Genomic DNA, 6,637 nt, shown 5'->3' with positions numbered 1-6,637 from the left:
GATTGTCCTTCTCGTTCTTGGCGAAGACGGTGATCAGGTAGATCGGCATATGCCGGCCGCCGAAGACATAGATGGTGCAATGACCACCGCTTTTGCCGCCACCTTCACGCGGGATCCGGACCTTGCGCAATCCACCGCCCAGCGACACGCCCGCTTCCGGGTTTGCCGCGATGTAGCCAATGAGGCTGATGCGTTCGCTATCGCTCATGATGGCCTTGGCGCGCCGCTGGAACCCAGGCAGTTCAACAACGGTCTGCAAGGTCGTCATGCCCGCCATATATACGCCATTGACACATAGGTCAATGACATACGCTCAGGCCTCATTTGCCGCGCCTTGATCGGCCTCACGTTCAGCAAGCCGTCAGGATCGCGGAACCATCTCCTATCACATTGGTTGCGCTTGAAATTCTGATGGAGGCCGATGTGATTTCCTGCAAATCTGCAATGATTTTTTCCGCGCTCGGGCTCAGCCTTGGCGGCTGCACGGCGGTGATCTCGCAGGCGAGCTTCTACCCCAGCGCAAGCCTCGCCGCGCCCAATGCCGTGCTGGCGGTGCCGGACGGCTACACGGCCACGGATACGCTGCTGCCCCTCGGCGATCTGGGTGCGGTGCGCACGGTCAGACTGGACAATCCCGCAAGCGAGACCGCGATCATCTACAGCGCCGGCAATGGCGGCTTCGTCGATTCCGAGGGCACGAGCCGCATGGCCGCGCGCCTTGCCGAGGTGACGGGGGCTGACATCATCCTCTATGACTATCCCGGGCGCGGCGGCACCATCCTGCCCACCACGATTGAGGCAGCCGCCGCCTTCGGCCCGGCGATGATCGATCGGCTGAAGTCGCAAGGGTGGATCGGGAATGGCCCGGTCTATGCCTATGGCCTGTCCTTCGGCGGCGCCATGACGGCATCGCTGGCGCAAGCGGGCGGGCTTGCCGGACTGATCATCGAAGGGAGCGCCGCTGATTATCAGGCCGTCGGGCGCGATTTCGTCCCCGGCCTTGCCAAGCCTTTCGTCAAGCTGCGGCTCGACCCGGCGCTGGGTGCCTTCGACTATCAGGGCTATGTGATGGCGAGCCGTGCGCCGGTGCTGCTGCTATCGGGCACCAAAGACAAGGTCATTCGGCCCCCGCGGATGCGGGAGTTCCAGCCGGCGCTTGAGGGAGGCGGGACGAAGGTGACCTTCGCGCCCGTGCCGGTGGGCCATGGCGGCGCGCTCGAAGCGGCCGAGGGGCGCGCGGCTCTGGCGGCCTTCATCAGCGCGCGATAGCAGGCACCGACAAGGCGCGCGCGTATGCCCAGAGCGATCATCGTCGGCGGCGGGATAGCCGGGCTGGCCTCGGGCATCGCATTCGCCAATGCCGGGTGGGAGGTCACGGTGCTGGAACGCGCGCCCCGCATCGCGCCGATGGGCGCCGCGCTCAGCCTGTGGCCCAATGCCTGTGCGGCGATGGCGCGCCTTGGCATTCTTGGCGCGGTCACGGCCGCCGCCGCGCCGATTGGGCAGATGCTGCTGGCGACACAGGGCGGCGCGACGATCCTTGCCCGGCTCCTGCCCGATACCGCGCTGCTCGCGACCCGGACCTCGCTTCAGAACGCGCTGCTGGTGGCGCTGGGGCCGGATCGCCTACGGCTCGGCTGCGAGGTCGCCGAGGTCGCCTCGGGGCGTGTGACGCTGGCGAGCGGCGAGCCGCTGGTCTGTGATCTGGTGGTCGATGCCGGCGGTATCCGCGCGCCGAGCAGTGCGGGATCGGCGCCCGCCTATGCGGGCTATGGCGGGGTGCTGGCGCTCTCGGGCCGGGTCGCGGGGCCCGGGCTTGGAGGTGTGGCGGCGGAATACTGGGGCAAGCACCAGCGGTTCGGCGTGTTCGAACTGCCGGACAACCGCCGCTACTGGTTCCTGATGCGCACCCAGCCTGCCGCTGCCGCCATGCCCGATCTTGCCGCCTGCGCCGCCGCCGCCGAAGGCTGGCCAACCCCGATCGCCGAGGCAATTGCCGCCACCGCGCCTGAAGCGCTTATCCCATTTGCCGTCCATGCCAAGCCGCCGCCGAAGACACTCTGCGCCCCCGGGATCATCCGGGTCGGGGATGCTGCCCATGCGATGGAGCCCAATCTTGGCCAGGGCGCCTGTCAGGGGCTGGAGGATGCCGCCGCGCTTCAGGCCATCGCCGATGGTTTTACGCCCTCGCAGGTGGCCTATCATTACGATCGCCTCCGCCTCAAGCGGGCGCGGATGTTTGTCCGGCAATCGGCGCTTGGCCGGTTTGGTGCTCATGGGCCGGCTGCGGCGCAGTTGCTGATGCGTGCGGCACTCCGATCAATCCCCGCAGCCGTGTCCGAACCCCGGCTGCGCTCCATGCACACTCTGCCCGATTATGCCGCACCGGTTGTATGATGCCGCTACTCTTGGAGATGCGGGAATTCACGCGCCTGCCCTGCCCCGACCGATTGCCAGGTCAAGAAAGCCCAAAGCGCAGACCGGCAGCCTCAGCCGGGTTCTCCCTGGAAGCGGAAATTCGCAATCCGACCCCGTATCTGCCATAATGGGCGTGATAGCATCGCCTGAGTGCGACCCTTTGCGGCGATAGCTCCGGCAAGTTAATGTGGCGGGCGCAGATTCTTTCCGCCGGACCATCGCGCATTGGGTGCGGCACAACAGCTACAGTCTGGAAATGTCTTCGGGAGGAGTCACTTTGCCAGTTGTTATTGCAAATCATCTTCATTAGTGACCAGCCAAGTCGATTAAGAGGTCCCTAATGTTGCACTCCGCTCGTATCGTCCTGTTGCTCAGCGCGTCTCTCATCGCCATCCCGGCTGCGGCCGCAGCCGCCCCCTCCGATGCCGAAAGCCCAGTCAGCGCTGTTCCGATGGCCGCCGCCGTCGCGAGCGGAGCCGCTGACCCGGCAACCGACATCATCGTGGTTGGCAGCGTAGAGAATGCCGATGTCATCCCCGGTTCCTCGGCAGTTGTCAGCGAGACCGACCTCAAGCGCACCCGCCCGCTCAACGTCAATGACGCGCTGCGGCTGGTTCCTGGTGTCTTCGTGCGTGACGAGGAAGGCGCCGGGATGCGCCCCAATATCGGCATTCGCGGGCTGAACCCAATCCGTTCGACCAAGGTGCTGCTGCTGGAAGACGGCATCCCGCTGGGCTTTGCCCCCTATGGCGATAACGCGGCCTATTATCACCCGCCGATCCAGCGCTTCACCAGCCTTGAAGTGCTGAAGGGCGCAGGCCAGATCCGTTTCGGCCCGCAGACCATCGGCGGCGTGGTCAATTACATCACCCCCGAAGTGCCGGACGAATTCATCGCCAACGGCACCATCGCGGGCGGCAACCGCGACATGCTGATGCTCGACGGCACGATCGGCGGCAAGCTGCTGGGCGGCGGGGTGATGGTCCACGTCAACCACAACCAGACCGACGGCAACCGCGACAATCAGGCGCTGCGCTTCACCGACATCTTCATCAAGGGCGGGTGGGAGTTCGGCCCCGATCACGGCCTCACCATCAAGCTGTCGCGCTTCCGTGAGGATAGCCAGGTCGGCTATTCGGGCCTGCGCCGCGACGAATTCGCTGCCAATCCGCGCGGCAATCCCTTCCCCAACGAGGATTTCCAGACCGAGCGGCTGAACGCCACCATCGCGCACCGCTGGAACCTTTCGGACGATCTGACGCTGCGCACGGCGGGTTACTACCACTACTTCACCCGCGACTGGTGGCGGCAATCCTCGAACTCGAACCAGCGCCCCAATGACGCGAGCGATCCGGCCTGCGGCGGGATGGCGAACCTGCTCACCACCTGTGGCAATGAAGGCCGGCTGCGCGATTACGACACCTACGGCATCGAATCGCGCCTGACGGTGGATCACAACCTGCTCGGCTTCGGCGGGGAGACCGAGATCGGAGTGCGCTTCCACGAGGAACGCCAGCGCCGCCGCCAGCTCAACGGCGACACGCCCACCGCCCGCGCGCCGGGCACCAGCGTCAACGCCGGCGTGCGCGAGAACAACGAGCGGGATGTGACCGCGTTTTCGGCCTTCCTCCAGTCGCGCTTCGAATTGGGTCGTCTGGCGCTGACGCCGGGCGTGCGCGCCGAGATCATCGACTTCACCCGCCGCAATCTGCCGATCGACATTCTGGCGGGCGGGCGTCCGTCGGGCGCGGTGACGGCGGTGACGCAGGGAAGCGAAAGCCTCGACAAGCTGCTGCCCGGCATGGGCGCGACCTATGCGATCACCGATGCGATCACGCTTTACGGCGGCGTCCACCGCGGCTTTGCCCCCCCGCGCGTGGAGGACATCATCACCGCCACCGGCGGATCGGTCGATCTCGGCGCGGAGCTGAGCTGGAACTACGAAATCGGCCTGCGCGGCGATATCGTGCCGGGCGTCAATTTCGATGCCACCGCCTTCGTGATGGACTTCCAGAACCAGATCGTCGCCCAGTCGGTCGCCGGCGGGGTCGGCGCGACCCTGACCTCGGCGGGCGAGACGATCCACCGGGGCGGCGAGTTTGCGCTCAATGTCTCGTCGCGCGCGGCGGGGTGGACTGAGCGCGAGACCGATGTCTTCGCCCGCCTCGCGCTGACCTGGGTCGCGGATGCGGAATACAACTCCACCCGCATCGCCACCGCCCCCTGTTTCGACGGCGCGACCACCGGCACGCTGGTTGCCACCGGCGCGGGCGCGGTGCCCTGCGGCGTGGCGCGCGATGTCGAAGGCAACCGCCTGCCCTATTCGCCCGAATGGCTGTTCTCCGGCGCGCTCGGGGTCGAGCACAAGGGCTTCACCGGCCAGGTCGAAGTGGTCAGCCAGTCCTCGGTCTTCGCCGATGACGTAAACCTGATCCCCGTCACCCCGGACGGCCAGCGCGGGCTGATCGAGGGGTGGACGCAGGTCAACCTCGCCGCATCCTACGGCCCGCCGCAGGGCAAGTGGGAGGTGTTCGCCACCGCGCGCAATCTGTTCGACCGGCTTTATGTGACCGACCGTGCGCGGGGCATCCTGCCGGGCCAGCCATTTACGATCCAGGTGGGCCTGACGCTGCGATATTAATCTTAACGTCCACGATCCGGCGTCGGATTGCAGTAATCCGGCGCTTGATCGCCAACACGACGCATCCACGGAAATTTTGCGGGTTTTACATAATTATCTGCCTTGTAGCGCCAAGCTGCAGCCAGATCGCCCCAAACGAACAAGTGAGTTTGAATGTATGAGGCAATCCCACATGCGCTCTATGAAGTTGACGCTGACGAGCGCAGTTTCGATTGCGCGATCCTAGCTAGCGCACCTGTACGCGCGCAAGCGACCGTTGATGTTGGTGCTGACGCCGAAGCGGAGGCAGAAATCGTCGTAACCGGACAGTTTCAGCAATCGCTGATCGACCGGATTCCGATCGCGCCCGAAGAACTGCCTTTCACCCTGGACATCATCGACCGCGATTTTCTGGATGAGCGCAATTTGACCCGTCCTATCGAGGCCTTGACGACCCTGCCCAACATCACGTTCACCGAAGACCGCTTGGGCACTGGCACACCCGATTTTCTCGCACGCGGTTTTGAAGCCCCGATCCAGATCGACAACCGGGTGCAGAACAACTTTCGCGGATCCGGCGCGCGCGACGATGCCTTCGTCGAACGCTACGAAGTGCTCAAGGGCCCGGCTTCGATCTCGCTCGGGCCTATCGGAGCGGGCGGCATCATCAACACCGTGACCAAGGTGCCCGAAGCCGACCGTTTCATCGGCTACGAGCTGCGCGGCGACCATTTCGGCAGCTTCGCCGCCGAGCTGGATGCCAACCTCGGCGACATCAGCGGCAATGAGACTGTGCTGCTGCGTATCAGCGGCGCCTACCGCGATTTTCAGTTCGATGCGCGCGAGACCCGGCGCCAGACGGTTGCGGTGCGACCCGTGGCAATCGTCAACGTGGGCCCTTCGACCTCGATCAAGGCCAGTGCGTCCTACACCCGCACCGAAACCAACCCCAATTCAGGCTTCCCGCTGTTATCCAATGGCGAAATCCTACAGCAGATCGGTACCGATACCTTCACCGGAAGCGCTAATGGCGAAGCGATCGCGGAAGACCAGTATTACGAGGCCGTGTTCAATCACGAGTTCCTCGACAACCTCAAGCTGTCGTTGCCCTTTAATTCCCGGACAGTTCCTCACTGGTTGATTGGGTGATGTATTCGCGCGGTGCGAGGTAGCCAAGGGCGCGATGCGGATGGACGGTGTTGTAGTGGTGGAACCAGCTGGGCAGCTGGCTGATCACGGCTCTGGCGTCAGGCTTTTCCGCCACGCGGACGTAGTCTCGCTTCATGGTGCGCACGAACGCGTCGGCCATGCCGTTCGATTGCGGGCTTTCGATGGGTGTTGTCCGGGGCTTGAGGTTGATCTCGCGTGCGAAGCGGCGGGTCTCCCTGGCGGTGTAGCAGCTGCCATTGTCAGTCAGCCATTCGATGGTGGCAGGCAGCCTGTTCACACGGCCGAAGCGGTGCTCGACGGTGGCGGTCATGAGATCGCGCACGTCCTCGGCAGATATGCCTGCCGTGGTGGCAACGAAGCCCATTGCCTCTCGATCGCAGCAGTCGAGCGAGAAGGCGACGCGCACCTTCTCGCCGTTGTCGCAGCCGA

General features: G+C 64.8%; 6 protein-coding genes. 4 read left to right on the top strand and 2 right to left on the bottom strand.

Annotated elements, in window-relative coordinates; genetic code table 11:
• Window positions 1–268 (bottom strand): type II toxin-antitoxin system RelE/ParE family toxin (locus tag AX708_RS08950; RefSeq protein ID WP_066531919.1); only part of this gene is annotated, 268 nt, incomplete at its 3' end.
• Between the two features lie 176 nt (window positions 269–444).
• Between AX708_RS08950 and AX708_RS08945 the strand changes: the two genes are divergently transcribed.
• From AX708_RS08945 to AX708_RS08930, 4 genes are all read left to right on the top strand, one after another.
• The gene (locus AX708_RS08945; RefSeq protein WP_197426239.1) at window positions 445–1,269 is read left to right on the top strand and encodes an alpha/beta hydrolase; all 825 of its coding nucleotides are present in this window, start codon (window positions 445–447) and stop codon (window positions 1,267–1,269) included.
• Window positions 1,270–1,293: 24 nt separating this feature from the next.
• Window positions 1,294–2,397, top strand: coding sequence for an FAD-dependent monooxygenase (locus AX708_RS08940; RefSeq protein WP_066117788.1), 1,104 nt, complete (start codon window positions 1,294–1,296; stop codon window positions 2,395–2,397).
• Between the two features lie 472 nt (window positions 2,398–2,869).
• The gene (locus AX708_RS08935) at window positions 2,870–5,059 is read left to right on the top strand and encodes a TonB-dependent receptor domain-containing protein (RefSeq protein ID WP_066117787.1); all 2,190 of its coding nucleotides are present in this window, start codon (window positions 2,870–2,872) and stop codon (window positions 5,057–5,059) included.
• Between the two features lie 153 nt (window positions 5,060–5,212).
• Window positions 5,213–6,187 carry a TonB-dependent receptor plug domain-containing protein gene (locus AX708_RS08930; protein WP_066531913.1) on the top strand — a complete coding sequence of 325 codons (975 nt, stop codon included), beginning with the start codon at window positions 5,213–5,215 and terminating at the stop codon, window positions 6,185–6,187.
• Here AX708_RS08930 and AX708_RS08925 read toward each other — a convergent pair.
• The coding region (locus tag AX708_RS08925; RefSeq protein ID WP_155644953.1) for an integrase core domain-containing protein at window positions 6,150–6,637 on the bottom strand (488 nt) is incomplete at its 5' end. The two genes, AX708_RS08930 and AX708_RS08925, sit on opposite strands and share 38 nt — an antisense overlap.

The organism is Erythrobacter sp. CCH5-A1 (assembly GCF_001557115.1).
Lineage (GTDB): Bacteria > Pseudomonadota > Alphaproteobacteria > Sphingomonadales > Sphingomonadaceae > Erythrobacter.
The sequence above is the reverse complement of the archived record's forward strand: the minus strand, read 5'-3'. Positions and strand labels throughout refer to the sequence as shown.

Bases quoted from the DNA above. Each gene is read 5' to 3' on its own strand.
- AX708_RS08945 (WP_197426239.1), top strand. From the start codon at position 445: ATGATTTTTTCCGCGCTCGGGCTCAGCCTTGGCGGCTGCACGGCGGTG.
- AX708_RS08940 (WP_066117788.1), top strand. From the start codon at position 1,294: ATGCCCAGAGCGATCATCGTCGGCGGCGGGATAGCCGGGCTGGCCTCG.
- AX708_RS08935 (WP_066117787.1), top strand. From the start codon at position 2,870: ATGGCCGCCGCCGTCGCGAGCGGAGCCGCTGACCCGGCAACCGACATC.
- AX708_RS08930 (WP_066531913.1), top strand. From the start codon at position 5,213: ATGTATGAGGCAATCCCACATGCGCTCTATGAAGTTGACGCTGACGAG.